This is a genomic window from Ciceribacter ferrooxidans (assembly GCF_004137355.1).
Taxonomy (GTDB): domain Bacteria; phylum Pseudomonadota; class Alphaproteobacteria; order Rhizobiales; family Rhizobiaceae; genus Allorhizobium; species Allorhizobium ferrooxidans.
Genome location: NZ_SDVB01000191.1, coordinates 17,004 through 43,085 on the forward strand (window position 1 = coordinate 17,004; position 26,082 = coordinate 43,085).

Sequence of the window (26,082 nt, forward strand, 5' to 3'; positions counted from 1 at the left end):
TCATGACCGGGATCAGAAAAGCCGCCGTCATCGGCGCGGGCGTCATGGGTTCGGGCATCGCCGCCCATCTCGCCAATGCAGGGCTCGACGTGGTGCTGCTCGACATGGAGAAGAAGTTCGCCGATGGCGGCGTCGCCCGCCAGCTCAAGGCCAACGGCTTCATGGACCCGGCATTCGCGGCCCGCATCACCACCGGTTCGACGAAGGACGACCTCGCGCTGATCGCCGATGCCGACTGGATCGTCGAGGCGGTCGCGGAAAAGCTGGAGATCAAGCAGGCGCTCTACCGCGCCATCGACGGCGTCAGGAAGAAGGGGTCGATCGTTTCCTCCAACACCTCGACCATTCCGCTGCATTCACTGGTCGAGGGCCTGCCGGAGAGCTTCGCCGCCGACTTCCTCATCACCCATTTCTTCAATCCGCCGCGCATCATGGGGCTGCTGGAACTCGTATCGGGCCAGGCAACCAATCCGCAAGTGACCGCGGCGATCCGTGACTTCGCGGATCGCGGCCTCGGCAAGAGCGTGGTCGTCTGCAAGGACACGCCCGGCTTCATCGGCAACCGCATCGGCAATTACTGGATGGTGGTGGCGCAGAACGAGGCCATCGAACTCGGCCTCGATGTCGAGGAAGCCGACGCCATCATCGGCAAGCCTTTCGGCATTCCGTCGACCGGCATATTCGGCCTGCTGGATCTCGTCGGCATCGACCTGATGCCGACCATCCTGCGCAGCCTGCAGAACGCGACGCCTGAAGGCGACGCGGTGAAGGACTATGACGCCGAACCGGCGCTGATCGCCCGCATGATCGCGGAAAACCGTCTTGGCCGCAAAAGCGGCGCGGGTTTCGTGCGCCTTTCGCCCGACCGCAAGTCGCGCGACGTGACGGATCTCAAGACCGGTGACTACCGGCCGCAGAAGGCGGTTTCCTCCGAAAGCCTCGAAGCCTCGGGCGGCGATGCGCGCGCGCTGATGGAACATGCCGGCCTCGGCGGCCGCTATGCCTCCGTCGTCATGGAAAAGTCGCTCGCCTATGCCGCATCGCTGGGGCCGGAAATCGCCGACACGCCGGATGCCGTGGATGAGGCCATGCGCACCGGCTACGGCTGGAAGCAGGGTCCGTTCGAACTGATCGACCGGCTCGGCGCCGGCTGGCTGAAGGCGCGGCTTGAAGCACGCGGCGTTGCCGTGCCCGCCTATCTCTCGCTTGCGGCTGAAAAGGGCGGCTTCTATTCGGTCGTCGATGGCAAGCGCGCCAACCTGCTGCCTGATGGCACGGTCGAGCCCATTGCCAAGGGTGACGGCGTGCTGCTCATTTCCGACCTCAAGCTCGCCGGCAAGCCGGTCGAGGACTGGGGCGCGGCAAGCCTCTGGGATCTCGGCGACGGCGTCGCCTGCCTCGAATTCCGCACAAAGATGAACACCTACAATCCCGCCTTGCTCGACGCTATCAACAAGGCTGTCGAACGCACGGCGAAGGATTTCAAGGCCCTGGTGATCGGCAGCGATGCTGCCGTGTTCAGCGCGGGCGCGGACCTGCGCGTCTTCCTCAACACGGTGGAAAAGGGCGGTCGCGAGGCTCCGGGCGCCTTCATCGACCATGGCCACCGCACCTTCAAGGCCGTGAAATATGCCCCCTTTCCGGTCGTCGGCGCGGCAGCAGGGCTGGCGCTTGGCGGCGGCTGCGAGATCCTTTTGCATTGCGACGCGATCCAGGCCCATGCGGAGCTTTCCATCGGCCTCGTCGAGACCCGCATCGGCGTCGTGCCGGGCTGGGGCGGTTGCAAGGAAATGATGCTGCGCTTCTCGGCTTCCGCCGCCGCCCTGCGCGGGCCGGTCGCTCCGGCGATTGCCGCCTTCAACCTGATTGCGCCGGCCAAGGTTTCGGCCAGCGCCTTCGACGCGCGCAACCTTGGCTTCCTGAAGACCACCGACGGCATCACCATGAACCGCAGCCGGCTGATCGGCGATGCCAAGGCAAAGGCGCTCGCACTCGCGAAGGGCTATGTGCCGCCGGAACCGCCTGTGATCGCCATGTCCGGCCCGTCGGGCGCCTCGGCGATCCACAACATCATCGAAAGCGAAGCACTCGCCGGCCGGGCCACCGTGCATGACGGGGTGGCCGGGCGTGCGCTTGCCAATGTTCTGACCGGTGGCCCTTCCGCCGATCCGCTGAAACCGCTGACGGAAGACGATGTGATCGCGCTGGAGCGCGAGGCCTTCATCGACCTGCTCGCAACACCCGCAACCGTGGACCGCGTCAAGCACATGCTGGCGACCGGCAAGCCGCTGCGCAACTGAACAAGAAGAGGCAAGGACGCCCCATGGCTGGCTATATCCCTCCCGTCGACGATATCTCCTTCCTGCTCGGCGAGGTCTTCGACTTCGATGCGCAGATGGCCGCCCTTCCCGGCTTTGAAGAGGTCAATACGGAACTCGCAGCGAGCGTTCTCGAAGAAGGCGGCAAGTTCTGCGCCGAAATCCTCGAACCGCTCAACCGGCCCGGCGACGAGGAAGGCTGCAGGCTGGAAAACGGGCTGGTGACGACGCCGAAGGGCGTGGCCGATGCCTACAGGGCCTTCGTCGAGGCCGGCTGGGGCGGACTTTCCGGTGACCCGGAATTCGGCGGACAAGGCCTGCCGCGCGTGCTGCAGATCCTGCTCGACGAGATGCTGTCTTCCGCCAACCTCTCTTTCGGCCTGTTTCCGGGTCTGACCCGCGGCGCGGTAGAGGCGATCGCGCATCATGCGAGCGACGAGCTGAAGCAGACATATCTGCCGAAGATGATTTCCGGCGAATGGCCGGGCGCCATGGCGCTCACCGAATCCTCCGCCGGCACAGATCTCGGCCTGCTCACCACCCGCGCCGAGCCAGTGGGTGACGGTTCCTACGCGATCAAGGGCACGAAGATCTTCATCTCCTCAGGCGACCAGGATTTCGGCGGCAATATCGTGCATCTGGTGCTTGCCCGCCTGCCCGACGCCCCGAAGGGCGTAAAGGGCATCAGCCTTTTCCTGTCGCCCAAGTTCCTCGTCAAGGAAGACGGCTCGCTCGGTGACCGCAACCGCATGTCGGTCGGCTCGCTGGAGCACAAGATGGGCATCCATGCCCAGCCGACCTGCGTGATAAACTATGACGGCGCCATCGGCTGGCTGGTGGGCGAACCCGGCCGTGGCCTCAACGCCATGTTCACGATGATGAATGCCGAGCGCCTGTTCGTCGGCATCCAGGGGCTGGGCATTGGCGAGGCCGCAAACCAGAAGGCCGTCACTTACGCCCGCGAGCGCCTGCAGGGCCGTTCCGCCGACGGAACACGCGGTCCCGTGCCGATCATCGAGCATGCCGACGTGCGCAAGATGCTCTTGACCGGCCGCTCGCTCACCGAGGCCGGCCGCGCGCTTGCCGTCTGGACCGCGCTGCAGATGGATATCGCCGCCCGCCATCCCGATCCGGAAGCGCGCCGCAAGGCTGACGGTTTCGTTGCGCTCCTGACGCCGGTGGTGAAGGCGGCGTTGACCGATTTCGGCTTCGAGATCGCCGTCCAGTCGCAGCAGGTGTTCGGCGGCCACGGCTATATCCGTGAATGGGGCATGGAGCAGTATGTACGCGACGCCCGCATTGCACAGATCTACGAGGGCACCAACGGCGTGCAGGCCATGGACCTCGTCGGCCGCAAGCTGCCGATGGACAACGGCAATGTGGCGCGCGGCTTCTTCGCGCTGGTGCGCGACGATCTTAAGGCAACGAAGGGTCCGGCCGAACTGGAGTCAGTGAAGGCCTCGGTCATCGAGGCCCTTGCTCGGCTGGAGGAACTGACGGAAAACTTGCTGGCCAGGGGCGCCGATCCGGTGGAGGCCGGAGCGAGCGCCACCGAACACTTGCGCTTCTTCGCGCTGGTTTCGCTCGGCTGGCTCTGGGTGCGCATGGCGGGCAAGGCAGCTGCCGATGCAACGACGCCGCTGAAGCAGCGCAAGCTTGTGCTTGCCCGCTTCTTCGCGGCCCGCCTGCTGCCGCAGACCGTGAGCCTCGACGCGGCCATTCGTGCCGGCGCTGCCGATATCATGGCGCTCGACGCCGGCCTGTTCTGATCGAAATCCAGAGCATTTCCAGTGAGAACGGAGTCGCCGAAAATGCTCTGTCTTTTTGTTTTTACGTAATTCCGGACGCAAAACCGCTTCACACTTTTGCTGGAATTACTCTGTCCCTGGGAGGAGTAAGACCATGCTTGGCATGATGTTGAATGCACCGCTGCTCGTGTCGTCGATTCTGCGTCATGCAGCGACCTATCACGGCAGCACGGACGAGGTCTCGAAGACCGTCGAGGGGCCGATCCATCGCAACATCTATGCGGACCTTTCGAAGCGCAGCCAGAAGCTCGGCCTCCAGCATGGCGACTGGTGGGCACGCTCGCCTGGAACGGCTACCGGCACATAGAGCTTTACTACGGCGTTTTCGGCTCGGGCTTCGTGTACCACACGATCAACCCGCGCCTCTTCCGCGAGCAGATCGGCTACATCATCGAACATGCCGGCGACAGCGTGCTCTTCTCCGACCTCACCTTCCTGCCGATCCTCGAAGCGCTGGCCGACCGGCTGGCGCCGCTGAAGGCCGTCGTCATCATGACCGACGAGGCGCATATGCCGAAGTCGGAGGCGCTGCCGAACCTCGTCTGCTACGAGACGCTGATTGCGGACGAGCCCGACGAATTCGAGTGGCCGGTGTTCGACGAGAACACCGCATCCGGCCTTTGCTACACCTCGGGTACGACGAGGCGACCCGAAAAGCGTGCTGCATGCCATGGCGATCAGCTTCATGGACGTGCTCAGCCTTTCGGCGACGGATGCGGTGGTGCCGGTCGTGCCGATGTTCCACGTCAATGCCTGGGGCCTGCCCTTCGCGGCGCCGATGGTCGGGGCGAAGCTCGTGGTGCCCGGCTCGAACCTCGTCGGCGCAAGCCTTCATTCTCTGTTCAAAAGCGAGGGCGTGACCGCGACCGCCGGCGTGCCGACGGTCTGGCTCGGCCTGCTCGACTGGATGGACGCCCATGGGCAAAAGTCCACGACGGTGAAGCGCGTCGCCATCGGCGGCTCGGCCACGCCGCCGATCATGATCAGCCGCTTCCACAACATGGGCGTCATGGTTCGCCATGCCTGGAGCATGACGGAAACGAGCCCGATCGGGCTTGCGGCGACCCTGCTTCCCAAGCACGAGTTGCTGTCGGCAGAGCAGAGGCTCATGCTCGAAGCCAAGCAGGGCCGCCCGCTGTTCGGCATGGAATTCCGCATCGACGGCAGCGACGGCAAGCCGGTGGCGCGCGACGGCAAGGCCTTCGGCGCCATGCTGGTGCGGGGTCCCTGGGTCGCCGCCGGCTACTACAACACCGAAAAGGGCCCGGCGCACGCCGTCGAAGGCTGGTTCGATACCGGTGACGTCGTCACCGTGGACGAGGACGGCTTCGTGCAGATCGTCGATCGCACCAAGGACGTGGTGAAATCCGGCGGCGAATGGATCTGTTCGATCGAGCTCGAATACATCGCGCAGGCCTATCCGGCGGTCAAGGAAGCGGCCGTCGTTGCCGTTCCCGATGCCCGCTGGGGCGAGCGCCCTGTTCTCGTCGTGGTGGTGAAGCCCGGCCAGACCTTTACCCGCCACGACATGCTCGACGTCTATACCGGCAAGATCTCCAAGTGGAGCAATCCCGACGACGTCATCATCGTCGAGGAACTGCCGCATACGGTAATGGGCAAGGTGCTCAAGACGGCGATCCTTCGGATCGTTCTAGACGAATACGAAAAGCGCTCGCCGGATGCGACGCTTGCCGGCTGAGGGAGACGCAATATGACCGACGACGCGCAGGCGGTGAAGCTCTATCCCGACGACCTCGAGGCCGGCCAGCGCTTCACCAGCCCTTCCCATGTGATGGAACTCGACGAAATCCGGGAATTCGCGGGGCGCTACGATCCGCAGTTTTTCCATCTCGATGACGAGCTGGCCCGCGACAGCCTGCCGCTGGCCGGCGGGCTGATCGGCGCGGGCGGGGAAATCTCCTGGCCGCGCGCCACATGGCCCGGCGACCGCATCCATGTGGAAAGTGAGATCGTCACCATCGCGCAGTCGCGCTCGAAGCCCGAACGCGGCCTCGTCACCTTTCGCAGCGAAACGCTCAACCAGGATGGCGAGATCGTGCAGGTGTTCACCCCGAAGATTGTCTCGTGGCGGCGTCCCGTGATTGAACTGCGGAAGAATGCCTGATTGCCCTTCTCGTCCCCCCAGGCTCTGTTATCCTTGACGTCGGACTGCATGACGGAGGTTCCACGGCCGCGTGAGGAGATTGAACGGCCTCTCGCCGGCCGCCTCGCTGTTCCAAGCCTTCTCTCACAATTGCGGTTGATTGATATAGGCCAACAACAATGTAATTATATCCGAATAAAAGAATAAAGAGCATCGAGGATCGGTCGAGTAACGGGCCGACTGCGAACGATGTTCGAAGAACCGGTGGCAGGCAGCGATCGCCGGTTGATGCCGGGTCGAACCGGAGGGGAGGCAGGGATGGAGGTTATCATCAAGGACCGGAACACCGTCGGGGGTGCGAATTTTTCGAGCTACGAGGCTTTGCGCGAAGACTTCACCTGGGACAAGGCCCGCTCGCTTCTTGACGGGCTGCCGGGTGGCGGTCTCAACATCGCCCACGAGGCGGTCGACCGCCATGTCGCCGACGGTCTTGCAGACAAGGTCGCCATCCGCTGGATCGCCAAGGACGAGAGCCGTCACGATTTCACCTTTGCCGACCTCAAGGCTCGGACGAACCGGTTCGCGAACGTGCTCGCCTCGCTCGGCATCGGGAAGGGAGAGCGTGTCTACGCGCTCCTGGGGCGGGTACCCGAGCTCTACATTGCGGCGCTCGGGACGCTGAAGGCTGGCGCGGTCTTCTGTCCGATGTTCTCGCAATTCGGACCTGAGCCGGTCAGGGCGCGCATGGAAATCGGCGAGGCGCGCGTGCTGGTCACATCGGCCGCGCTCTTCAAGCGCAAGGTGGCCGGCTGGTGGCGCGAACTTCCCGGTCTCGCCCATGTCCTCATCATCGATGGTGACGGCGAGCCGCCGCAAGGGACGTCGGAACTTCGCAAACTGATGGCCGAGGCGTCGCCACACTTCGAGGTGGCGCGGACCGTGCCGGAAGACATGGCGCTCCTGCATTTCACGAGCGGCACCACCGGCCGGCCGAAGGGTGCGGTGCACGTGCACGAGGCGGTCGTCGCCCATCATGTCACGGGACGGATCGCACTCGACCTGCATCCCGACGACATCTTCTGGTGCACGGCCGATCCGGGCTGGGTGACGGGTACCTCCTACGGCATCATCTCCCCGCTGACGAACGGCGTGACGATGATCGTCGACGAAGCCGAATTCGATGCCGAGCGCTGGTACGGCATTCTCGAGGCCGAACGGGTCAATGTCTGGTACACGGCACCGACGGCGATCCGCATGCTGATGAAGGTCGGTGCCGGGCCGGCGAAGCGTCGCGATCTCTCGTGCCTCCGCTTCATGGCGAGCGTCGGCGAGCCGCTCAATCCCGAAGCGGTCGTCTGGGGCAACGAGACCTTCGGCAAGCCGTTCCACGACAACTGGTGGCAGACGGAAACCGGCGGCATCATGATCGCCAACTATGCCGCCATGGACGTGAAGCCCGGCTCCATGGGCAAGCCCCTGCCTGGTATAACCGCCGGCATCGTCGAACGAACTGAAACTGGCGTGCGCGAGGTGACCACACCGATGACGATCGGGCATCTGGCGCTCAGACCCGGCTGGCCGTCGATGATGCGCGCCTATCTCCATGAGGAGGAACGCTACCGCAAGTGCTTCGTCGACGGCTGGTATCTCTCCGGCGATCTCGCGATGCGGGATGCGGACGGCTACTACTGGTTCGTCGGGCGGGACGACGACGTGATCAAGAGCTCCGGCCACCTGATCGGCCCCTTCGAGGTCGAAAGCGCGCTGATGGAGCATCCGGCCGTCGCCGAGGCGGCGGTCATCGGCATTCCCGACGAGACGGCGGGGGAGGTGGTCAAGGCCTTCGTTGCGCTGAAGCATGGATACCAGCCCGGTGAGGAGCTCGAACTCGACCTGCTCGGCCATGCCCGGCGCCGCCTCGGTCCGGCCGTCGCGCCCAAACAGATCGCCTTCCGGACGAACCTTCCGAAGACCCGCAGCGGCAAGATCATGCGGCGGCTCCTGAAAGCCCGCGAACTCGGCCTTCCCGAGGGCGACATCTCCACGCTCGAGAGTGACGAAAAATGACCAGCGACAGCAGCCTCAAACCGCATCTGACCCGCGAGCACTCCCTGAGCCTCCTGAAGCAGATGATCCGCATCCGGCGCTTCGAGGACAAGTGCGCCGAACTCTATACCCAGGAGAAGATCCGGGGATTCCTGCACCTCTACGACGGCGAGGAGGCGATCGCCGTCGGCGTCATTCCCGTGCTGGAGGAGAGGGATCGTCTGGTCGCCACCTATCGCGAGCACGGGCATGCGCTGGTTCGCGGTGTGCCGATGGGCGCGGTATTGGCCGAGATGTACGGAAAGGCGGAGGGGTGTTCCGGCGGACGCGGAGGCTCGATGCATCTCTTTTCGAGCGCCTGCAACTTCTATGGCGGAAACGCCATCGTCGGCGGTGGCCTGCCGCTTGCCGTCGGTCTCGCGCTCGCGGACCGGATGCGGGGCGAGGACCACGTCACGGCCTGCATCTTCGGCGAGGGTGCGGTCGCCGAGGGCGAGTTCCACGAGAGCCTCAATCTCGCCGCGCTCTGGGGTCTGCCGGTCCTCTTCGTCTGCGAGAACAACCGCTATGCGATGGGCACGGCGCTGGAACGGTCCGAGGCCGAGACCGACCTTCATAGGAAGGCAGAGAGCTACAGGATCACGAGCGAGGCGGTCGACGGCATGGACGTGGTCGCCGTGGAAGCGGCGGCACGGCGCGCCGTCCACGCGATCCGCGAGACCGGAAAACCCTATTTCCTGGAGTTCAGGACCTATCGCTTCCGTGCCCATTCGATGTTCGATGCGCAGCTATATCGCGACAAGGCCGAGGTCGAGGCATGGCGGGCCAAGGGTCCGATCGTCCGCTTCCAGTCATGGCTCACGCAGAACGGCATCGTCCACGAGGCCGACATTGCCGCGATCGAGGCGGAGGTCGCAGGCGAGATCGCCGAGGCGGTCGCCTTTGCCGAAGCCGGCACGTGGGAGCCACTCGAAACGCTGACGCGGGACGTCTATGCGGATGTGCGGCCGCCCGCGCCGGCGATCGTCGCGCCGTCGGCCGAAACCGTCGAGATCAGCTATCGCGAGGCCGTCAAGGCGGCGATCGTCGAGGCGCTGGAACGGGACGAGCGAACCTTCCTGATGGGAGAAGATGTTGGCCGCTACGGCGGCTGTTATGCCGTCAGCAAGGGCCTGCTCGACCGATTCGGTCCCGAACGCATCCGTGACACGCCGCTCTCGGAATCGGGTTTCACCGGCGCGGGGATCGGCGCGGCGATCGCCGGCATGCGGCCGATCGTCGAGGTGATGACGGTGAACTTCTCGCTGCTCGCGCTTGATCAGATCGTCAACACCGCGGCCACGCTGCGCCACATGTCGAACGGGCAGTTTCCGGTCCCCGTCGTCATCCGCATGGCGACGGGTGCGGGCCGGCAACTCGCCGCACAGCATTCGCACAGTCTCGAGGGCTGGTATGCCCACATTCCCGGCATCCGCGTGCTCGCGCCGGCGACGCTCGAGGACGCCCGCGGCATGCTCTGGACGGCGCTTCAGGAGCCGGATCCGGTGCTGATCTTCGAAAACGTCATGCTTTACAACCGTACGGGTCGGCTCGCGGTGAATGCCGGTCCGGTTGACATCGACCGTGCCGCCGTCCGCCGCGCGGGACGCGACGTCACGCTCGTCACCTATGGCGGGTCGCTGTTCAAGACACTGGAGGCCGCCGAGCAACTGGCGCAAGAGGGCATCGAGGCGGAGGTGATCGACCTCCGGTCGCTTCGGCCGCTCGACATCGACACGATCCTCACCTCGGTCGGCAAGACCCATCGGGTGCTGGTCGTCGACGAAGGCTGGAGGACGGGCAGCCTTGCCGCCGAGATCGGCATGCAGATCGCCGAGCGCGGTTTCTTCGATCTCGATGCGCCGCTTGCCCGCGTCTGCAGCGCGGAGGTCCCGATCCCCTATCCCGCCCATCTCGAGCAGGCGTCGATCCCGCAGACGGCGACGATTGTCGCGGCCGTCAAGGCAATGTTCGGAAAGGGCTGAGCATGGGCACCTTCCACATGCCTTCGCTCGGCGCCGACATGGAGGCGGGGACGCTGGTCGAATGGCTCGTCACGCCCGGCGCGGCCGTCCGCCACGGCGATGTCATTGCCGTCGTTGAAACCCAGAAAGGGGCGATCGAGATCGAGGTCTTTGAGGACGGTGTCTTCGAGAAGAGCCTCGCGGCGATCGGTGACCGACTTCCGGTCGGTGCGCCGATGGCCGTGATCGCCCGTCCCGGCGAGGTTGTCGTCGAAGCTCCGGTGCCGCCGGTGTCCGTAACGGCGGTGGAGACGATCGCGACGGCCGTTCCCCCACCGCCTATTCCGCAGGCCGCGCCCGTGGTTCCGGTAGGGCCGGGAGTAGCCGCACGCATTCTTGTTACGCCCGCGGCGCGACGGTTCGCCGAGCAGTCGGGAATAGCGCTGGCCGAGCTGCACGGCAGCGGTCCCCGCGGTGAGATCGTGCTTGCCGATGTCGAGGTCCGGAAGGGCAGAGAGGATACACTGCGGCAGGCGGAAGCGGTTTCGACGGCACAGGTGATGACGGGCATGCGCGCCGCGATCGCCGCCGCGATGGCGCGATCGAAACGGGAAATCCCTCATTATTATCTTTCACACACCGCCGAGCTCGCGAAGGCCGAGACATGGCTTGCCGCCTACAATGCCGGTCGGGATCCCGCGAGCCGCTTGTTGCTCGGCGCTCTCTTCGTCAAGGCCGTGGCAATCGCGGCAAAGAGTTACCCGGAGTTCAACGGCCACCATCTGAACGGCGCGTTCGTGGCCGCAAGCGCAGTACATGCCGGCGTCGCGATCAATATCCGTGGAGGCGGACTCGTCGCGCCGGCGATCCACGACGTCAACCGGATGCCGCTCCCGGAGCTCATGGAGAAACTGAAGGACCTTGTCGCCCGCGTGCGTGCCGGACGTTTCCGGGGCTCGGAACTGGCGGATCCGACGATTACAATCTCAAGCCTCGGCGACCGGGGTGTGGAAACGCTGTACGGCGTCATCTACCCGCCGCAGGTGGCGATCGTTGGTTTCGGCACCCCCGCGACGAAAGCTGTTGTCGAAGGCGACCACATTGTGCCGCGGCGCGTCGTCAGCCTTTCGCTCGCCGGCGATCACCGGGTCAGCGACGGTCACCGCGGCGCGCTTTTCCTCGGCACCATTGCAGACCTGCTCCAGCGACCGGAGGCGTTATGACCGCACAGGACATCGAAAATGCCGTAAAGGCGGAGTTGCGGCGGATCGCACCGGACATCGATCCGGCCGAGATCGTCCCGGACCGGTCGCTGCGGGAGCAATGCGACCTGGACTCGATCGACTTCCTCAACCTGATGGCGGCACTCGGCAAGCGGTTCGGCCTGCCGATGCCCGAGGAGGACTACCCTCGTCTCTCGACCATCTCGGCAATTGTTGCCTATATCGCGGAGAAGACCGGTCAGCCGCGATGAAGGCCTTTCCTTCGACTGAGCCACCTCAGGTCGTCGCCGTCGAAGCTCCGACCTATGGCAGCCGTTCGTTTCCTTCAGCCACGCGCGGCGTGGGCGCGGAGTGCTGCAATCACGCCCGGAGCCTGTCCGCTGTTCAGCCCGGCGATGTTGATACGGCCGGAGAGCGGCATGTAGATTCCGCTCCGCTGGCGGAGCTCGATGATCCGTCTCTCGTCCAGCGGAAGAAGCGAGAACATGCCTTGCTGGGTTGCGATCGCAGCGAGCGCGGGAGAAAGCGGGGAAAGGCCCTCCGCGAGGATCGCCCGCATGGCGGTAATCCGCTGGCGTGCTTCATCGAGTTCGGTCCGCCAGTCCTCCCGCAATTCGGGGTCGGTCAGAATGGTGCGGACGACCGCCGCACCGTGATCCGGCGGCATGGAATAGGAGCCACGTCCGACAGTCACGAGATGGGATTTCAGCTTGTCACGGGTTGCTGGCGAAGGGGAGGTCGCATAGACCGCCCCCGTCCGTTCGCGGTAGAGCCCGAAGGATTTGGAAGCCGAGGCTGCGACAATTGTCTCCGGGACCTGGTCGAGCAAGCGGCGCAACGGGGCGGCATCACTTTCGATGCCGGTTCCGAAACCCTGATAGGCGCTGTCGAGGAGCGGCACGAGACCCTTCCTGAGGATCATTTCGGTGACCGCCGCCCAAGTGGCGTCGTCCATGACGGCACCGGTCGGATTGTGGCAGCTTGCGTGGAGGAGAACGGCATCGCCCGGCTGTGCCCTGTCGGCCAGCGTCGACATCATCTCCCCGGCGAGCAGGTTCTGGCTGGCAACGTCGAACAGGGGATAGGTCACCACCGAGAGGCCGGCCGCCTGGAAGATGGCTGAATGGTTCGACCAAGTGGGGGTGCCGAGAAAGATCCGCGATGAGCCGGAACGTCGGAGCAGTTCCGCGGCCAGCCTCAGTGCGCCGGTCCCGCCGACGGTCTGCACACCGGCGGCATCTCGTCCTTCGCCGGCCACAAAATTCCAGAAAGCTTCGATGAACGCGAGGTCGCCCTCCGGACCGACATAAGCCTTCGTCTCCTGCGTTTCCAGAAGGAGGGCCTCCGCACGTTTGACCGCGCGGAAGACGGGGGTTCTGCCGAGATCATCACGATAGACCCCGACGCCGAGGTCGACCTTCGCAGGGTTCGGATCGGCCTTGAAGAGGGGTGTCAGTGCCAGCAGTGGGTCGTCGGCTTCGCGGGTAAGGGTTTCAAACATTGAGGATCTGTCTCACAGTAGGTTTCTTCGAAAGAGTGGTGTTACGCGTCAGATGCGCATGCGGGGCACGTCGTTCGGATCGAGCCGCAGTTCGATCAGGAGAGGCTTCGTGCGGTTTCCGATCGCAGCGATGGCCACGTCGAGCTCGTCGGCCGAGCGGACGGCGATGCCCTCACCGCCGAGCGCCGTGGCAACTTCCGCAAAAGAGGGCCAGTCGAATTCGGTGAGGCCGGGATCCATCTTGCGGTCGAGGAACTGGATGTGTTCCGCCCCGTAGGCCGAATCGTTGCAGACGACGACGATCAGGTTCAGGCCGAGCCGCACGGCGGTGTTGAACTCGTTGATGCCGCCCATCATGAAGCCGCCGTCGCCGGTAAAGAGGACGACCGGCCTGTCAGGCGCGGCGAGCCCTGCGCCGATCGCTTCCGCGAGGCCGAGCCCGATCGAGCCGAAATTGGCGGTCACCATGAAACTTTTCGGGTCGGTCACCGAAATGCGGCACCAGACCTCGGTCATGAAGCGCCCGCCGTCGGTGACCAGAATACGGTCGTCGGGCAGGGCCTTGTCGAGTTCTTCCACCGCCCAGACATAGTTGACGAATCCGGGTCCGGCCTTGTCGCGCTGGCCGGGAACATGGCCAGTGAGCGCCTGCGGCGCGAGTTCGCCGGTGAAGCCGCTCGGCGGGATTTCCGCCTCGTCGAGCCAATAGACGATGTTGTCAGCCGTCAGTGCGCTGTCGGCCACCAGCGCCACATCCGGATGCAGACTGCGGCCGATGAAGCGTTGGTCGACGTCCACCTGCACGACACGCTTGCCCCTCATCAGGGCACCCTTCTCGGTGGTGAAATCATGCAGGCCGGAGCCGAAGCAGAGAATGCAGTCGGACCTGGCGATCACATCATAGGCCGCAGGCGTACTGAGCGTGCCGAAGATGTCCATGTTGTAAGGGTGGCCGGAGAAGAGGCCCTTGGCCTTCAGTGTCGTGGCAAGCGGCGCCTCGAGCCGGTCGGCGAGCCGGATCAGTTGTTCACGTGCGCCGCAAGCGCCACCCCCGGCAAGGATCAGCGGACGGCGGGCGGCGGCGATCACGCCGATCGCCCTGTTCAAGGCATCGCCTTCCGGAACATAAGCCGGCGTTTCGAAGACTTCGAAGCGGTGGGACTGGTACGGATGTTCGTGCCACATGAAATCGACCGGCATGTTGAGGATAATCGGGCGCCGCTCGACACTGGCACGATAAAAGGCCCGCGCCACGTCATAGGTTGCGGTCTCGGGCGCACGCATTTGCTCGAAGCCGGCGCCGGTCGCCTTCACCACTTCGCGCTGGTCGATGCTCTGGATATGGCGCGGGTTCATGACCGGCGTATCGCCCGCCAGAAGCACCATCGGAATGTTGCCGCGGGCGCCTTCGGTGAGCGCTGTCACGCAATTGGTCAGCGCAGGGCCATGGGTCACGGAGGCGACGCCGACGCCGCCCGACACATGGGCAAAGGCGAGCGCCATCAGAACGGAACTGCCTTCATGCGCCGCCGGCACGAAGCGACCGCCGCAGCCGCGAACGAAGTGGTCGACCATGAAGAGGTTTGCATCGCCCATGAGCCCGAACATCGTTCCGACATCGTGATCGCGCACGGCGCGCGCGATGGATTGATAGACATAGTCCGTCTTTGGCGTCATGGCCGGTATCCTCCCGTCGCCCTGGTCTCTGGCGTGAAGGTGAGAATAGCAGCGACAATGTGCACGAGGTGTGCGACCTTTGGCCTGCATCCGCGGAATATCGCATGAAACGTGCTCCACTATGGATAGTGATGCATGATATGTGTATGTATATTCGGAAGAGTGCGACATGTGAGAGGATCGCCATGCTCATCGACCGCCATGACCGCCAGATTCTGGATGCCCTGCAGAAGGACGGATCGCTCACCAATGCGCAGCTTTCGGAGCTGATCAATCTGTCACCGTCGCAGTGTTCCCGACGGCGGACGGCGTTGGAAGAGGCGGGTCTGGTTGCAGGCTACCACGCAAGGCTCGATGCGGCGAAACTCGGGGTCAAGGTCCGGGTGATCGTGCGGGTCAACCTGCGTATGCATGATCGGGACACCGACAAGAACTTCTCGAGATGGCTCGAACGGCAGCCGGAGGTGCAATCGGCCTTTTCAGTGTCGGGTGACGCCGATTATGTGCTCGACGTGCGGGTACGAGACCTCGAGCGCTTTTCGGACTTCGTCCATGATCGCCTTCTGATCCAGCCGCAGGTCGCGCAGGTGCGCTCTGATTTCGTGCTGAGGACGCTGAAGGACAGCGAGGTCCTCGAGCTTGGGGATTGATGCGTGAGGGGGCGTGCGGGAGCCGCTGGCTGATTACTCGTCGTCGTGCCGGGACGGCGCTTCGGCAATCAGCTTTTTCAGGAGCGCATCGAGCTGGATCGTAAGTCCCGGCCCGAGTTTGCGGCGCAGATCGCGATCGTAGGTGATGGCGCGTTGGCCAAGGTCGGCAAAAGCAGTGCGGCCCTTGTCCGTGAGGCTCAGGATCTCGGCCCGCCTGTCTTCTTCACTCGGCGTGCGCACGAGAAAGCCATCGGCTTCCAGTGCGGAGACCGCGCGGCTGACCTTCGTCTTCTCGACATGGGAGATGACGCAAATGTCCTTCGCCGTCATCGCGCCGAACTTGCCGAGATTGGCCATCACCCGCCATTGCGTGCGCGTCATGCCGTAGAGCTCGCGGTAGATTTCCTGAAAGGAACGGGATATCGCCTCCGCTGCCTGGTTCAGCAGGTAGGGCAGGAACTGTTCGAGATCGAAATCCACGTCGCGCTTCTGGTCGGCCATTCAGGTATCCATGATTCTGGGCGGTGAACCTGCCACAGCCCACTTCCGAAGTCACGATTGCGGCCGCACACGATCCGGATGGGCGGCCGCGAAGGCCGGAATCTCCTCCAGCCGGGCCGAAACGGCGATGGTGCGGGGCAGGCTTTCCAGGTTCACGCCCCATCGCCGCGCGTTGTAGATCTGCGGCACGAGGCAGATATCGGTGAGCGTCACCTGATCCCCGTAGCAGAAGCGACCTTCCGGCTGCCGTTGCAGCATGCCCTCGAAATCCGCCAATCCATCCGTGATGAAATGTCTCATCCATTCCTCGACGGTCGTGCCGCCCAGTGCAGCTGCGTGGCGGGCCACGCGCAGGTTGCAGACGGGGTGGATCTCCATCGCAATTGCGTAGCTCAACGCTCGCACCCTGGCTTTCCCGACCGCATCGGCCGGAAGCCATCCGACGGAGCGTGTCTCGTTCAGATATTCGAGGATTGCCAGCGACTGCGTAAGCTCGACGCCGTCGATCGAAAGGGTCGGCACCAGTCCCTGCGGGTTGCGCACCAGATTCTCCTGGCTCCGCTGTGCACCGGAAAGGAGGTCGACCGGCTCACCGGCATAGGAGATGCCGAGCAGGTTCAGACCGATCCGCACACGATAGGAGGCGGAGGACCGCCAGTAGTCAAACAGCGTCACATCGTGCTCGGTCATCCCGGACGTCCTCTTCTTGCGTTCCGTCAAACTCTATCTTGACAAAGTTGCGAATGCAACTATCTACTCCGGTCCAGACACAAATCTGATCGGAGCAGACGATGAACCAGCATCCGCTCGCCGCTGGCACGACCCGCGCACTCAGCAATCTTGGTCCGCATCAGGGTTACATGCCGGGTTTCGGCAATGACTTTGAAACCGAGGCACTGCCCGGCGCGCTGCCGCAGGGTCAGAACTCGCCGCAGAAATGCAATTATGGCCTCTATGCCGAGCAGCTCTCCGGCACGGCCTTCACGGCACCGCGCGGACAAAACGAGCGCACGTGGTGCTATCGCATCCGTCCCAGCGTCAAGCATACGACACGGTTCGAAAAGATCGACGTGCCCCTCTGGAAGTCGGCCCCGCACATCCTGCCGGACGTGACTTCCCTGGGACAATATCGCTGGGACCCGATCCCGCATGCGGACGAAAAGCTGACATGGGTCACCGGCATGCGCACGGTGACGACGGCAGGCGACGTCAACACCCAGACCGGCATGGCGAGCCATGTCTATCTCGTCACGCAATCCATGGTGGACGAGTATTTCTACTCGGCCGACGGCGAACTGCTGGTCGTGCCGCAGGAGGGCAAGCTGCGCTTCTCTACCGAACTCGGTGTGATCGATGTCGAGCCTAAGGAAATCGCACTCCTGCCGCGTGGTCTCGTCTATCGCGTGGAAGTGCTGGAGGGCCCGTGCCGCGGCTTCGTCTGCGAGAATTACGGCCAGAAGTTCGATCTCCCCAACCGCGGTCCGATCGGCGCGAACTGCCTCGCCAATCCGCGCGACTTCAAATGCCCGGTGGCTGCTTTCGAAGACCGGGAAGTGCCCTCGCGCGTCGTGCTCAAATGGTGCGGCCAGTTCCATGAGACCAGGATCGGCCACTCACCGCTCGACATCGTCGCCTGGCACGGCAATTACTGTGCCTACAAGTATGACCTCAGAACCTACTCGCCGGTCGGTGCGATCCTCTTCGATCACCCCGATCCGTCGATCTTCACGGTGCTGACGGCACCGTCCGGGCAGGAGGGCACGGCCAACATCGATTTCGTCTTGTTCCGTGAGCGCTGGATGGTGGCCGAGCACTCGTTTCGCCCGCCCTGGTACCACAAGAACATCATGTCGGAGCTGATGGGCAACATCTACGGCGTCTATGACGCCAAGCCACAGGGGTTTGCACCAGGCGGCATGAGTCTCCACAATTGCATGCTGCCGCATGGGCCGGACCGCAACGCCTTCGAGCACGGCTCGAATGAGCCGATGGTGCCGCAATTCCAGGCGGAAACCATGAGCTTCATGTTCGAGACGCGTTTCCCCCAGCATCTCACGGAGTGGGCTGCGAAGCATGCACCGCTGCAGGACGACTATATCGACTGCTGGGACAGCCTCGAGAAGAAGTTCGACGGCACGCCGGGCATCAAGAAATAACCGGCCGCGAGCCGGGTTGGAGGGACAATGAAACTTGCCACCTTGAAGGATTCCACACGCGACGGAAAACTGGTCGTCGTTTCCAGGGATCTCACGCGCTGTTCGGAAGTCGGCCATATCGCCCGCACCCTGCAGGCGGCTCTCGACGATTGGGCTCATGTCGGGCCGCGCCTCCAGCGTGTCGCGGAAGGCCTGGAAACCGGCTCGCAGCCCTTCACACGTTTCCATGAGCACGACGCGGCCTCGCCACTGCCGCGCGCCTACCAATGGGCGGACGGTTCGGCCTATGTGAACCACGTCGAGCTGGTCAGAAAGGCGCGCAATGCCGAAATGCCCGCGACATTCTGGACCGATCCCCTGATGTATCAGGGCGGATCCGACAGTTTCCTCGCGCCACGCGCACCCATCGTCATGCCCGACGACGAAACCTTCGGCATCGACATGGAGGGCGAAGTCGCCGTCATCGTCGATGACGTTCCCATGGGCGTTTCGGCAGAAGAGGCGAGGCATGCAATCCGGCTGATCATGCTGGTCAACGACGTGTCGCTGCGCGGCCTGATCCCGGCCGAACTGGCAAAGGGCTTCGGCTTTTTCCAGTCCAAGCCGTCCTCGGCATTTTCGCCCGTTGCGGTGACGCTGGATGAACTCGGCGACGCATGGGACGGCGGCAAGCTGCATCTGCCTCTTCTGGTGGATTATAACGGCAAGCCCTTCGGTCGCGCCAATGCCGGCATCGACATGACCTTCGATTTCGGTCAGCTGATCGCCCATGCGGCGAAGACCAGGCCGCTCGTTGCGGGTACCATCATCGGCTCGGGCACGGTTTCCAACAAGCTCGATGGCGGCCCCGGCAAGCCGGTCGGGGAAGGCGGTGCCGGTTACTCCTGCATTGCCGAAATCCGCATGATCGAGACGATCGAGAGCGGCGGCCCCAAGACCCCGTTCATGAAATTCGGCGACACCGTGCGCATCGAAATGAAGGACGAGAGCGGACATTCCATCTTCGGCGCCATTGAGCAGACCGTTACAAAGCTTGAAAAGCAGCAAGGATAGAGATTCATGTCAAAGGCATTCGCGTCCCAAGGCGACCTCACCGAGAAGAAGATAAGCTTCACTGAAATCGGCGACGGGCTCTACGCCTTCACGGCCGAGGGCGACCCGAATTCCGGCGTCATCATCGGCGACGACAGCGTCATGGTCGTCGAGGCGCAGGCAACACCGCGCCTTGCCCGGAAGGTGATCGACTGCATCCGCACCGTCACCGACAAGCCGATCAGCCATGTGGTGCTGACGCATTACCATGCCGTCCGCGTGCTCGGCGCCAGCGCCTTCAGTGCCGGCCAGGTGATCATGTCGGACGCTGCGCGCAAGATGGTCGTCGAGCGCGGGCAGGAGGATTGGGACAGCGAGTTCCAGCGGTTTCCCCGCCTGTTCCAGGGCCATGAGTCCATCCCGGGCCTGACCTGGCCGACCACGACCTTCAACGGAAAGATGTCGGTCTTTCTCGGCAAGCGCCGGGTCGACATTCTTCAGCTCGGCCGTGCCCACACGGCGGGCGATGCGGTGATCCATGTACCTGACCAGAATGTGATGTTCACAGGTGATATCGTCGAGGCGCACTCGGCCTGCTATTGCGGCGATGGCCACTTTGCCGACTGGGGTAGGACGCTGGAGGCGATCCGCGCCTATGATCTGGCGGCGATAGCGCCCGGCCGGGGCGATGCCGTGGTCGGCCGCGATGCGGCGAACGCCGCGCTCGACCGGACGAAGGACTTCGTGGAATCGACTTACAGGCCGGTGGTGCGGATTGCGGCACGCGGCGGCTCGCTGAAGGAAGCCTGGGACGCGGTTCGTGCCGAATGCGATCCGAAGTTCAGGGACTACGCAATCTACGAGCACTGCCTGCCGTTCAATGTGGCGCGTGCCTACGACGAGGCGCGAGGCATCGACCATCCACGCATCTGGACGGCGGATCGCGACCTGCAGATGTGGGCTGACCTGCAGGGCTGACGGCTTTCCCGGAGGAGGGGACCATGGAGAATCCTGTTACGGAGCGCTATCCGATAGCGTTCCGGCTATATCCTTATGTCAGATCGCCTGACCAGGATGCGGTGACGCCCGTCCGGCACAAGGTGATCGTCGTCGGCGCGGGGCCCGTCGGACTTGCGACGGCGCTTGACCTCGGCCGGCGGGGCATTCCCGTCCTCGTCCTCGACGATCACGAGGGGCCGGGGCTCGGCAGCCGCGCCATCTGTTTTGCGAAGCGGACGCTGGAAATCTGCGACCGGCTGGGCGCAGGCGAGGCCATGCTGGCGAAGGGTGTGCAGTGGAACACCGGCAAGGTCTTCCATGACGACCGGCTGCTCTACGAGTTCAACCTGTTGCCGGAAGATGGCCACGCCTTCCCTGCCTTCATCAATCTGCAGCAGCCGTGGTTCGAAAAGTTCCTGCATGACGGTGTGGTCAAGGCACAGGAAGAGGGAGCCCTGATCGAAATCCGTGGCCGCAATCGCATCGATTCGATCACCCGCCATAACGACCACGTGTCGCTCGATATCATGACGCCCGATGGTGCCTACCAGGTCGAGGCCGACTGGCTCGTCGCCTGCGACGGTGCCCGTTCGCCGATCCGGAAGATGCTTGGCCTTGGCTTCGAGGGACGTGTGTTCGAAGACAATTTCCTGATCGCCGACGTGAAGATGAAGGCGGACTTCCCGACCGAGCGCTGGTTCTGGTTCGAGCCGCATTTCAAATCCGGCGATAGCGCGCTTCTCCACAAGCAGCCTGACGACATCTGGCGGATCGATTTCCAGCTCGGCTGGAGCATCGACCGGGCGAAGGAACTGGAGCCCGAGAATATCAGGGCCCGCGTCAGCGCCATGCTGGGCCCAGAGGTCGAATACGAGCTCGACTGGTGCTCGATCTATACATTCCAGTGCCGCCGGATGGAAAAGTTCCGCCATGGGCCGGTTCTCTTTGCCGGAGACTCCGCCCACCAGGTCTCGCCCTTCGGTGCGCGCGGCGCCAATTCTGGCGTGCAGGATGCCGACAATCTCGGGTGGAAGCTGGCTCTCGTCGCCAACGGTCTGGCGCCCGATACTCTGCTTGATACATATGACGAAGAACGCGTATTCGGAGCCGACGAGAACATCGCCAATTCGACGCGGTCAACCGATTTCATCACTCCGAAATCGGCCGTTTCGAAACTCTTCCGCAATGCGGTTCTCGACCTGGCGGAGACACTTCCCTTTGCCCGCACCGTGGTCAATTCCGGCCGTCTTTCGGTACCCTGTACTTACGACGGCTCGCGGTTGAACGGACCGGATCTACCAGGCCTGCCTGCCCGGACGCGTCCTGGAAGCCCATGCCCTGACGCTCCGGTCGGCACGGAATGGCTACTGCGCCTGATCGGCGGCGATTTCGTGCTGCTCGCGATCGATGCGGACGTTCCGGAGAACTTTGCGGCGCATGGCATCGCTCTGAAGACGCTCGCGGTTTCGGCGAAGGAAAACAGGGCGCTCGAGGAACGTTATCTCGGCGGGGCGAAGAGTGCCGTCTATCTGATCCGCCCCGACCAGCATGTCGCCGCCCGATGGGATCGCTTCGATGCGGTCGCCGTCAGCGCAGCACTTGCCCGTGCGATTGCAAAGGATTGATCCATGCTGCAGACCAAGCCCAATCTTTCCCGACCGGATGAGAGTTATGCGCGGTTGATCAAAGCGCATGAGGGGCTCTCGGAAGAAGAAAGTCACGCCATGAATGCGCGCCTGATCCTGATCCTGATGAACCACATAGGCGATCACGCGGTAATTAGCGAAGCACTCGACCTCGCCAGAACAACCGGCGTCAGGGCGTGACAGCGGCGGCCGCTCGCGCCTTCATGCCGCCTGACATATGCGGTCCGCATTCGAGTGCTCTCTTGCCGTCGGTCACAGCGCCCTCATGACGTTTCCGAGCGCCTCCACCAGCATGTCGGCGTTCTCGCGCGAGAAGACCAGCGGCGGGCGGATCTTCAGCACGTTGCCGCGCGGGCCGGACGCACTGATGAGGACGCGACGCTCGCGAAGGCCGTTGACGATGCGGGTGGTGAGCGTCGCATCCGGGCTCTTCGTCGCCCGATCGGCGACGATTTCGACGCCGATGAAGAGGCCGGAGCCGCGCACGTCGCCGATGGCCGAGTGGCGGCCGGCAAGATCCTTCAGGCCGTCCATCAGGTAGCGGCCGACTTCCGACGCATTCTGCTGCACGCCCTCGATGCGGATGGTGTCGAGCACCGCCTTGCCGGCGGCGGCAGCGACCGGATTGCCGCCGAAGGTGTTGAAATAGCGCGCCTTCGGGCCGAACTCGGCGATGACTTCCGGCCGCAGCACGATGCCGGCCATCGGGTAGCCGTTGCCCATCGGCTTGCCGAGGGTCACCATGTCGGGGGCAAGGCCGTGACGCTCGAAGCCCCACATGGCCTCGCCGGTGCGGCCGAATCCGGGTTGCACCTCGTCGGCGACAAACAAACCGCCCGCCTCGTGAATGGCGTCCACGGCCGGCTTCAGAAAACCCTTCGGATCCGCAAAGATGCCGTCGCTGGAAAAGATCGTGTCGGTGATCAGCATGGCCGGCTTGACGCCGTGGCGCTTGAGGTCGGCGATGGCGGCGCGGACGTCGCGGCCGAACTTCTCCATCATCTCCTCGGGCGAGTGGCGATAGCTGTCGGGGGCGGGCACGGTGCGCACGTGCGGGCCGAGGGTCACGGATTCGCCGAGCGAGGGCGAAAACTCGGCAACCGCGCTGGTCAGGCCATGATAGGCGAGATCGGTGGCGATGATGCCGGTGCCGCCGGTGACGTAACGGGCGGTGCGTACGGCGAGATCGTTGGCTTCGCTGCCCGTGCAGGTGAACATGGCCTGGCTCAGGTCCTCGGGGAACGTCGCCGTCAGCGTTTCCGCATAGTCGACGATGCCCTCGTGCAGATAGCGTGTATGGGTGTTGAGAACGGCGGTCTGTTTCGTGATCGCTTCCACGACGCGCGGATGGCAGTGACCGAGCGAGGCGACATTGTTGTAGGCGTCGAGATAGCGTTCGCCTGCGGCATCGTAGAGGAAAACGCCTTCGCCGCGCACGAGATGTAGCGGCTTTTCGTAAAACAGGCGATAGGCCGGACCCAGCACCTTTTCCCGTCGGGCGATGAGGGCCCGTTCGCTTTCGCTCAGCCGTTCGAAATCCTCGCGCGAAAAAGCATTCAACATCGACATGATCAGCCCTCGGACAGGTTGGGCACGAGCCGTTTCAGCCCGGCCGCAGTGAGATCGGCGGTATTTTGCAGACCGCGCCAGGCAGTTGCGTGGTTCCGCATGATGTAGGCGCTGTTCTCCGGGAAACGGGCCGAGCGCCATTCGGCGATGATGATCGACATGGCCAGGCGTGCCCGGGTGAGAAGCGGCAGGAGGTCGATTTCCTCCTCCTGGAGCGCGCGCGCCGACTGGTAGCCTTCAAGGAAGGCGCCGATGCGGGCGGCCCAGTTGTCGGTGGCGAGATGATAGGAGAGGGCGACAGCAAGATCGTTGACGACAGGCGCGTACACCGTGTCGCCGAAATCGATGATGCCAACCACTTGTGTCGGCTCGGCCGGATCGAGCAGGATGTTGTGCGGATTGAAGTCGTTGTGGATGATCTGTCGGCGCCGGAGCGCCGCAATCGCGGGGAGCGCCCGCTCGAATTCGCCAAGCACAGCCTCAACCTGGGCGCGGCGCTCCAGCGCCACATGGTCGACGACGGCGGCCAGATCGAGCGTATGCGAGATGTCCCACATCAGCTTTCCCTCGGGCGCCCGCCCGGCATAGCCTTCCAGGCCGAGCCCGAGTTCGGCCAGCGCCCGACCGACGTTGCGGCTCTGCGCTTCCGAGGCCGGCGTGCGGTATTGCAGCTCACCGTCGAGGAAGGTCAGAAGACGAATGATGCGCGGTCCTTCCACCGTGGACAGCGTCTCACTGGGCTTGCCCTCAAGGGTCGGCACGAGCCGGGGGACGGGCACGGCGGGCGCTGCGGCTTCGAGATGCAGCAGCGCGCCGTCCTGGAAGACGAGGGCGGCGGGATCTTCGGCAGGATTGGCGATCTTCAGGATGAAGGGTGTGCCGTCCATGCGGGTGAAGAGAAAGGTCTCGTCGCGCTCGCTGGATAGACGCTTGGCCGCACCGCCAAGGCCATAGACGGCCGCGACGGCCTGCTCCGCATCGTCGAGTGAGGTCGGTTCCCATGTCGCCGACATCGAATCGGTCATACTTGCTCCCATTCCCCGTCCCTGGACGGTTCTGCGACGGCGGACGCTTGTGCCGGCCGGCGGGGCGCTCCCCGCAGATCGCCACAATGCCGTTCGTGCATACTTGAAACATGCAAAAAAAGATGCATCAAGTATCTTCTCACTTTTATTTGCCGGATGAGTTCGATGGCCGAGTTTTCGACACTGGAATATGCGAACCTCAACAGCGTCGTGTACGGCGCCCTTTGCGATGCGTTGATGCAGGGGCGGTTCCAGCCGGGAGATCGCTTGAAGATCCGTGATCTTGCCGAACAGTTCGGCACCAGCGTCACGCCGATCCGCGATGCGATCCTGCGCCTTGCCAACGACGAGGCGGTCACCTTTCGCTCACCGCGTGACATCCGCATCGCCGGGCTCAGCGAAGAGCGCTACCGCGAGATTCGTGCCATCCGCGTGCGTCTCGAGGGACTGGCGGCGGAGACGGCCGCACAGCTGGCGACGACTGCGGATATCCAGGCGCTGGAGCAGATCTTGCGGGAAAATGAGGCGGCAATCGCCGCCGGCGACCGCTTGAAGGGCACCCAGCTCAACCAGGCCTTTCACTTCATGCTGCCGCAGATCGCAGGGCTTCCGGTGCTCACCAGCATTTTGCGCCGATTGTGGCTGCAGATGGGGCCGCACATTTCCGGCGCCTATATCGCGGGCGGCCGGGCGATGATCGACCATCACTATCCGGTCGTCGAGGCGCTCAAGCGTCATGATCCGGCAGCGGCCTCCATGGCCATCGTCGATGATATCCTTCTGGGTGGAAAGCCGATTCTCGACTGCATCGAACGGGATGCCGGCCGGGAGGCCCGTCGCGCCTGAGGAGTGGTGAAAAGAGAGACTTGCAATTCGTCGGCCGCTTATTATGATGTATCAAGCATCAAGAGGAGTTCTGTATGACCGAAGAATGCCGCTATATGTTGCTGACGGGGGCGAGCCGCGGCATCGGTCATGCGACGGTGAAGCTCTTCCAGTCGAGAGGCTGGCGCATGCTCACCGTTTCCCGCCAGCCGTTTTCCGAGGAATGCGCCTGGCCCTCTGCCCGGGAAAGCCACATCCAGGCCGATCTTGCCGATCTCTCGCAGATCGGTCGTCTCGCCGCGACCGTGCGTGAACGGCTGCCGAACGGCAAGCTGCACGCGCTCGTCAACAATGCGGGCATCTCTCCGAAAGGGCCGGGCAAGAGCCGGCTCGGCGTCATGGCCACGGATGCGGACGTCTGGACGCAGGTGCTCAACGTCAATCTCGTCTCGACGGCACTGCTCGCCCGTACGCTGATGCCGGAGCTGGAGGCGGCGAGGGGCTCGATCGTTAACGTCACCTCGATTGCCGGCTCGCGTGTGCATCCATTTGCGGGCGTTGCTTATGCGGCCTCGAAGGCTGCGCTTGCGGCGCTCACGCGTGAGATGGCGCATGAATTCGGCCGCCGCGGTGTGCGCGCCAATGCGATTGCGCCGGGCGAAATCGAAACCTCGATCCTCTCACCAGGGACCGATGCGCTGGTGGCGGCGGAAGTGCCGATGGGACGGCTGGGCGAACCGCGCGAAGTCGCGGAAACCATCTATTTCCTCTGCACCGACTCCTCCTCCTACATCAATGGAGCAGAGATCCACATCAACGGAGGGCAGCACGTTTGACAACGGTCAAGCGGGGCAAGTTGCCCGTTGACCGGCAATGACCGGAATGCATCAATCGGCCGAAACGTTCAGGGGAAAGGGCGCGACGACCGGAGAGGCCGCAACCGAAGGTGCAAAGCATCGGGTTGGCGGTCGGCGTGAATACGACACGGAGCCGGCAACG

At 63.9% G+C, this 26,082-nt stretch carries 23 protein-coding genes and 1 pseudogene; 18 read left to right on the top strand and 6 right to left on the bottom strand.

The genetic code is table 11. The features are described from left to right. The first annotated feature begins 2 nt into the window (after positions 1-2). The 10 genes and pseudogenes from EUU22_RS08115 to EUU22_RS08150 all read left to right on the top strand — a co-directional run bounded on the left by EUU22_RS08115 (position 3) and on the right by EUU22_RS08150 (position 11,753). Positions 3-2,300, top strand: a complete 2,298-nt coding sequence (locus tag EUU22_RS08115) for a 3-hydroxyacyl-CoA dehydrogenase/enoyl-CoA hydratase family protein (RefSeq protein ID WP_129331517.1) — start codon at positions 3-5, stop codon at positions 2,298-2,300. Between the two features lie 23 nt (positions 2,301-2,323). Further along, a complete protein-coding gene (locus tag EUU22_RS08120; RefSeq protein WP_129331518.1) occupies positions 2,324-4,087 on the top strand; it encodes an acyl-CoA dehydrogenase C-terminal domain-containing protein in 1,764 nt (587 codons plus the stop codon). A gap of 133 nt (positions 4,088-4,220) precedes the next feature. Continuing rightward, positions 4,221-4,433, top strand: coding sequence for a hypothetical protein (locus EUU22_RS26025; protein ID WP_342635414.1), 213 nt, complete (start codon positions 4,221-4,223; stop codon positions 4,431-4,433). Then, positions 4,397-4,717, top strand: a pseudogene (locus EUU22_RS26030) (AMP-binding protein); the annotation flags it as partial. The gene EUU22_RS26025 and the pseudogene EUU22_RS26030, both read left to right, overlap by 37 nt. 67 nt (positions 4,718-4,784) lie before the next feature. Next, positions 4,785-5,825 (top strand): AMP-binding protein, encoded by a 1,041-nt coding sequence (locus EUU22_RS26035; RefSeq protein WP_342635415.1) that lies wholly within the window; start codon positions 4,785-4,787, stop codon positions 5,823-5,825. A gap of 12 nt (positions 5,826-5,837) precedes the next feature. Further along, positions 5,838-6,251 (top strand): hotdog family protein, encoded by a 414-nt coding sequence (locus tag EUU22_RS08130; protein WP_112689489.1) that lies wholly within the window; start codon positions 5,838-5,840, stop codon positions 6,249-6,251. 297 nt (positions 6,252-6,548) lie between these two features. Continuing rightward, positions 6,549-8,297 carry an acetate--CoA ligase gene (gene acsA / locus EUU22_RS08135; RefSeq protein ID WP_129331519.1) on the top strand — a complete coding sequence of 583 codons (1,749 nt, stop codon included), beginning with the start codon at positions 6,549-6,551 and terminating at the stop codon, positions 8,295-8,297. After that, on the top strand, positions 8,294-10,300 hold the full coding sequence (pdhA, locus tag EUU22_RS25815) for a pyruvate dehydrogenase (acetyl-transferring) E1 component subunit alpha (protein WP_129331520.1): 2,007 nt from the start codon (positions 8,294-8,296) through the stop codon (positions 10,298-10,300). The genes acsA and pdhA overlap by 4 nt, the downstream gene beginning before the upstream one ends. A 2-nt stretch (positions 10,301-10,302) precedes the next feature. Further along, on the top strand, positions 10,303-11,502 hold the full coding sequence (locus tag EUU22_RS08145) for a dihydrolipoamide acetyltransferase family protein (RefSeq protein ID WP_129331521.1): 1,200 nt from the start codon (positions 10,303-10,305) through the stop codon (positions 11,500-11,502). Further along, positions 11,499-11,753: an acyl carrier protein gene (locus tag EUU22_RS08150; protein WP_129331522.1), complete on the top strand. Its 255-nt coding sequence runs from the start codon at positions 11,499-11,501 to the stop codon at positions 11,751-11,753. Before EUU22_RS08145 ends, EUU22_RS08150 begins: the two co-directional genes overlap by 4 nt. Before the next feature lie 74 nt (positions 11,754-11,827). Here EUU22_RS08150 and EUU22_RS08155 read toward each other — a convergent pair whose 3' ends face one another. Continuing rightward, entirely contained in the window at positions 11,828-13,003 is a 1,176-nt protein-coding gene (locus EUU22_RS08155) for an amino acid aminotransferase (RefSeq protein WP_129331523.1), read from the bottom strand. Between the two features lie 48 nt (positions 13,004-13,051). Further along, complete coding sequence (locus EUU22_RS08160; RefSeq protein WP_129331524.1) at positions 13,052-14,680, bottom strand: thiamine pyrophosphate-binding protein; 1,629 nt, start codon at positions 14,678-14,680, stop codon at positions 13,052-13,054. A gap of 185 nt (positions 14,681-14,865) precedes the next feature. Here EUU22_RS08160 and EUU22_RS08165 point away from each other — a divergent pair, with 185 nt between their 5' ends. Next, entirely contained in the window at positions 14,866-15,330 is a 465-nt protein-coding gene (locus EUU22_RS08165) for an Lrp/AsnC family transcriptional regulator (protein ID WP_129331525.1), read from the top strand. A 33-nt stretch (positions 15,331-15,363) separates the two neighbouring features. On the opposite strand, the gene EUU22_RS08170 is transcribed toward EUU22_RS08165, so the two are convergent. Then, on the bottom strand, positions 15,364-15,831 hold the full coding sequence (locus EUU22_RS08170) for a MarR family winged helix-turn-helix transcriptional regulator (RefSeq protein WP_129331526.1): 468 nt from the start codon (positions 15,829-15,831) through the stop codon (positions 15,364-15,366). A gap of 51 nt (positions 15,832-15,882) precedes the next feature. Next, positions 15,883-16,521, bottom strand: a complete 639-nt coding sequence (gene maiA / locus EUU22_RS08175; protein WP_129331527.1) for a maleylacetoacetate isomerase — start codon at positions 16,519-16,521, stop codon at positions 15,883-15,885. A gap of 170 nt (positions 16,522-16,691) precedes the next feature. Here maiA and hmgA point away from each other — a divergent pair, with 170 nt between their 5' ends. The 5 genes from hmgA to EUU22_RS08200 are packed head-to-tail and all read left to right on the top strand — an operon-like array spanning position 16,692 to position 21,844. Beyond that, complete coding sequence (gene hmgA, locus EUU22_RS08180) at positions 16,692-17,987, top strand: homogentisate 1,2-dioxygenase (RefSeq protein ID WP_245484944.1); 1,296 nt, start codon at positions 16,692-16,694, stop codon at positions 17,985-17,987. A 27-nt stretch (positions 17,988-18,014) separates the two neighbouring features. Then, a complete protein-coding gene (locus EUU22_RS08185) occupies positions 18,015-19,040 on the top strand; it encodes a fumarylacetoacetate hydrolase family protein (protein WP_129331529.1) in 1,026 nt (341 codons plus the stop codon). 6 nt (positions 19,041-19,046) lie between these two features. Beyond that, entirely contained in the window at positions 19,047-19,997 is a 951-nt protein-coding gene (locus EUU22_RS08190) for an MBL fold metallo-hydrolase (RefSeq protein WP_129331530.1), read from the top strand. A 23-nt stretch (positions 19,998-20,020) separates the two neighbouring features. Next, entirely contained in the window at positions 20,021-21,643 is a 1,623-nt protein-coding gene (locus EUU22_RS08195) for an FAD-dependent oxidoreductase (protein ID WP_129331531.1), read from the top strand. A gap of 3 nt (positions 21,644-21,646) precedes the next feature. Continuing rightward, positions 21,647-21,844 carry a DUF2783 domain-containing protein gene (locus EUU22_RS08200; RefSeq protein WP_129331532.1) on the top strand — a complete coding sequence of 66 codons (198 nt, stop codon included), beginning with the start codon at positions 21,647-21,649 and terminating at the stop codon, positions 21,842-21,844. Between the two features lie 72 nt (positions 21,845-21,916). On the opposite strand, the gene EUU22_RS08205 is transcribed toward EUU22_RS08200, so the two are convergent. Further along, entirely contained in the window at positions 21,917-23,233 is a 1,317-nt protein-coding gene (locus EUU22_RS08205) for an aspartate aminotransferase family protein (protein ID WP_129331533.1), read from the bottom strand. 2 nt (positions 23,234-23,235) lie between these two features. Next, the gene (locus tag EUU22_RS08210; protein ID WP_245484936.1) at positions 23,236-24,258 is read right to left on the bottom strand and encodes a phosphotransferase; all 1,023 of its coding nucleotides are present in this window, start codon (positions 24,256-24,258) and stop codon (positions 23,236-23,238) included. A 165-nt stretch (positions 24,259-24,423) separates the two neighbouring features. On the opposite strand from EUU22_RS08210, the gene EUU22_RS08215 reads away from it, so the two are divergent. Continuing rightward, entirely contained in the window at positions 24,424-25,104 is a 681-nt protein-coding gene (locus tag EUU22_RS08215) for a GntR family transcriptional regulator (RefSeq protein WP_129331535.1), read from the top strand. A 74-nt stretch (positions 25,105-25,178) separates the two neighbouring features. Next, positions 25,179-25,919, top strand: coding sequence for an SDR family NAD(P)-dependent oxidoreductase (locus tag EUU22_RS08220; RefSeq protein WP_129331536.1), 741 nt, complete (start codon positions 25,179-25,181; stop codon positions 25,917-25,919). The last annotated feature ends 163 nt before the right edge of the window (positions 25,920-26,082 follow it).

What these genes read in the sequence shown, in the direction of transcription:
- EUU22_RS08115 (WP_129331517.1), top strand. Translation starts at nt 3, where the DNA reads ATGACCGGGATCAGAAAAGCCGCCGTCATCGGCGCGGGCGTCATGGGT.
- EUU22_RS08120 (WP_129331518.1), top strand. Translation starts at nt 2,324, where the DNA reads ATGGCTGGCTATATCCCTCCCGTCGACGATATCTCCTTCCTGCTCGGC.
- EUU22_RS26025 (WP_342635414.1), top strand. Translation starts at nt 4,221, where the DNA reads ATGCTTGGCATGATGTTGAATGCACCGCTGCTCGTGTCGTCGATTCTG.
- EUU22_RS08130 (WP_112689489.1), top strand. Translation starts at nt 5,838, where the DNA reads ATGACCGACGACGCGCAGGCGGTGAAGCTCTATCCCGACGACCTCGAG.
- acsA (WP_129331519.1), top strand. Translation starts at nt 6,549, where the DNA reads ATGGAGGTTATCATCAAGGACCGGAACACCGTCGGGGGTGCGAATTTT.
- pdhA (WP_129331520.1), top strand. Translation starts at nt 8,294, where the DNA reads ATGACCAGCGACAGCAGCCTCAAACCGCATCTGACCCGCGAGCACTCC.
- EUU22_RS08145 (WP_129331521.1), top strand. Translation starts at nt 10,303, where the DNA reads ATGGGCACCTTCCACATGCCTTCGCTCGGCGCCGACATGGAGGCGGGG.
- EUU22_RS08150 (WP_129331522.1), top strand. Translation starts at nt 11,499, where the DNA reads ATGACCGCACAGGACATCGAAAATGCCGTAAAGGCGGAGTTGCGGCGG.
- EUU22_RS08155 (WP_129331523.1), bottom strand. Translation starts at nt 13,003, where the DNA reads ATGTTTGAAACCCTTACCCGCGAAGCCGACGACCCACTGCTGGCACTG.
- EUU22_RS08160 (WP_129331524.1), bottom strand. Translation starts at nt 14,680, where the DNA reads ATGACGCCAAAGACGGACTATGTCTATCAATCCATCGCGCGCGCCGTG.
- EUU22_RS08165 (WP_129331525.1), top strand. Translation starts at nt 14,866, where the DNA reads ATGCTCATCGACCGCCATGACCGCCAGATTCTGGATGCCCTGCAGAAG.
- EUU22_RS08170 (WP_129331526.1), bottom strand. Translation starts at nt 15,831, where the DNA reads ATGGCCGACCAGAAGCGCGACGTGGATTTCGATCTCGAACAGTTCCTG.
- maiA (WP_129331527.1), bottom strand. Translation starts at nt 16,521, where the DNA reads ATGACCGAGCACGATGTGACGCTGTTTGACTACTGGCGGTCCTCCGCC.
- hmgA (WP_245484944.1), top strand. Translation starts at nt 16,692, where the DNA reads ATGCCGGGTTTCGGCAATGACTTTGAAACCGAGGCACTGCCCGGCGCG.
- EUU22_RS08185 (WP_129331529.1), top strand. Translation starts at nt 18,015, where the DNA reads ATGAAACTTGCCACCTTGAAGGATTCCACACGCGACGGAAAACTGGTC.
- EUU22_RS08190 (WP_129331530.1), top strand. Translation starts at nt 19,047, where the DNA reads ATGTCAAAGGCATTCGCGTCCCAAGGCGACCTCACCGAGAAGAAGATA.
- EUU22_RS08195 (WP_129331531.1), top strand. Translation starts at nt 20,021, where the DNA reads ATGGAGAATCCTGTTACGGAGCGCTATCCGATAGCGTTCCGGCTATAT.
- EUU22_RS08200 (WP_129331532.1), top strand. Translation starts at nt 21,647, where the DNA reads ATGCTGCAGACCAAGCCCAATCTTTCCCGACCGGATGAGAGTTATGCG.
- EUU22_RS08205 (WP_129331533.1), bottom strand. Translation starts at nt 23,233, where the DNA reads ATGTCGATGTTGAATGCTTTTTCGCGCGAGGATTTCGAACGGCTGAGC.
- EUU22_RS08210 (WP_245484936.1), bottom strand. Translation starts at nt 24,258, where the DNA reads ATGACCGATTCGATGTCGGCGACATGGGAACCGACCTCACTCGACGAT.
- EUU22_RS08215 (WP_129331535.1), top strand. Translation starts at nt 24,424, where the DNA reads ATGGCCGAGTTTTCGACACTGGAATATGCGAACCTCAACAGCGTCGTG.
- EUU22_RS08220 (WP_129331536.1), top strand. Translation starts at nt 25,179, where the DNA reads ATGACCGAAGAATGCCGCTATATGTTGCTGACGGGGGCGAGCCGCGGC.